The sequence below is a fragment of the Mesorhizobium sp. M1A.F.Ca.IN.020.06.1.1 genome (assembly GCF_004023265.1).
GTDB lineage: Bacteria > Pseudomonadota > Alphaproteobacteria > Rhizobiales > Rhizobiaceae > Mesorhizobium.
Window position 1 is genome coordinate 1 of sequence record NZ_RZSR01001084.1, and the last position, 1,849, is coordinate 1,849.

General features: G+C 62.9%; 3 protein-coding genes. 2 read left to right on the plus strand and 1 reads right to left on the minus strand.

Annotated elements, in window-relative coordinates; genetic code table 11:
• The coding region (gene betI, locus EOA60_RS31165; RefSeq protein ID WP_128312490.1) for a transcriptional regulator BetI at positions 1-508 on the minus strand (508 nt) is incomplete at its 3' end.
• Between the two features lie 108 nt (positions 509-616).
• Here betI and choX point away from each other — a divergent pair.
• Together choX and EOA60_RS31175 are read left to right on the plus strand one after the other, a co-directional pair.
• A complete protein-coding gene (gene choX, locus EOA60_RS31170) occupies positions 617-1,555 on the plus strand; it encodes a choline ABC transporter substrate-binding protein (protein WP_095802559.1) in 939 nt (312 codons plus the stop codon).
• The coding region (locus EOA60_RS31175; RefSeq protein WP_164899703.1) for an alpha/beta fold hydrolase at positions 1,552-1,849 on the plus strand (298 nt) is incomplete at its 3' end. The genes choX and EOA60_RS31175, both read left to right, overlap by 4 nt.

A 1,849-nucleotide genomic window follows, 5' to 3' on the forward strand; every position in this document is an offset into this window, starting at 1 on the left:
GCTGCAGGCCAAGCCTGAGCCACAGCCCGTCGATCAGAGCGGTGACGCCGAGTACGATCTCCGCGGCCAACTCCGGCGATGCGAGGCCGCGCAGGCCGGACAACAGGTTCGAGCGCATGCGCGCGTGGATCACTCGCTGGATGCGCGCCAGCTTCTCGTCGCGCGGCACCTCGGCGCAGAGCGACAGCCAGGCGTGACAGAGCGGCGGCAGGAACAAATGCTCCTCGAAATTGCCCTCGATCACCGCGTCCAGCCGCTCCATCGGCGTTCGCGCGCGCTTGAGCCGCGCCACCACCGCGTTGCACAGCACGGCATTGGCCTCGCGCATCGCGTGCTCGAACAATTCCTGCTTGTTGCGGAAATAGTGCAGCACGATGCCCTTCGAGGCGCCGGCCTGGGCCGCGACCTTTTCCAAGGTGGCGCCGGCAATGCCCTCGCGCTCGAGCACCGCAAAGGCCGCTTGCCGCAACTCCTTGCGGCGTATGTCGCTGAGACGTGTGAGCTTCACCGGATCGATCCATGTTTGCGACTCCATGTTGACATTTTCGCCCGCTCAGATCAATCATTGACCACTGGGACAATAACATGACCAAATGGTCAACAGAGGAGAACCGGAATGGTGCGCTTGCTTGCGAATGGCGTCTGTCTCGCTGCCTTGATGGTGGCCGCTCAAACCGTTCAGGCGGCCGAGGCGGAGGAATGTAAGGTGGTACGAATGGCCGAGCCCGGCTGGAACGATCTCGCCTTCACGACGGGCGTGGCCAAGGTCCTGCTCCAGGTGCTCGGCTATGAGCCGCAGAGCGACGTGCTTGGCATCAACGTCATCTACGAAGGCATGAAGAACAAAGACCTCGACCTGTTCCTCGGCTACTGGGATCCGGCGATGGTCACTTATTACGAGCCTTACAGGAAGGACGGCTCGATCGAGAATGTGCGGGTCAATCTGGTCGGCGCCAAATACACCTTCGCCGTGCCGACCTATGTCTGGGAAGCCGGCGTCAAGGATCTCTCCGACCTGCACAAATTCGCCGACAAGTTCGGGAAGAAGATGTACGGCATCGAGCCCGGCTCGAACCAGCTGATGATGGATGCTATCGCCGATCCTCAGTTCCAGCTCGACGGCTGGCAGGTGGTCGAATCGAGCGAAGCCGGCATGCTCTCGGAGGTCGGCTACGAGATCAAGGAGAAGCAGTTCATCGTCTTCCAGGGCTGGGCGCCCCATCCGATGAACACGATGTACGACTTCAAGTATCTGACCGGCGGCGACAAGTTCTTCGGCCCGAATTTCGGCGCCGCGACGGTGACGACCCAGGTGCGCAAGGGATTCCTGCAGGAGTGCCCGAACGTGGCGCAGTTCCTGAAGAACCTTGCCTTCGACATCGATCTGGAAAATGTCGGCATGGGCTACCTCATCAATGACGGCATGAAGCCGGAGGAAGCGGCGCTTAAGTCGATCACGCTCAACAAGGATCGTGTCGACGCCTGGCTTGCCGGCGTCACCACCTTCGACGGCAAGCCCGGCCTCGCCGCGGTCAAGGAAAAGCTTGGACTGTGAGGCCCGCGGCATTGGATCTGTCGGGACAGGGGGGCGAGCAGGACGCCTGGGCCGGCCGCAAGCGATTCGTCGATGTCGGTGGCCTCGACCTCGCCTATGTCGAGGCCGCCGGCTCGGAACCGCCGCTCGTCCTGGTGCACGGCTTCACCGACACCAGCCGCAGTTTCTCGTTGCTGGCGCCGCATCTTTCCGCGCGGCGGCTGGTCATGCCGGACCTGCGCGGCCATGGCGCCTCGCAGGCGGGCAGGGGCTTTGGCATCGCCGATTTCGCCGACGATGTCGCCGGGCTGATCC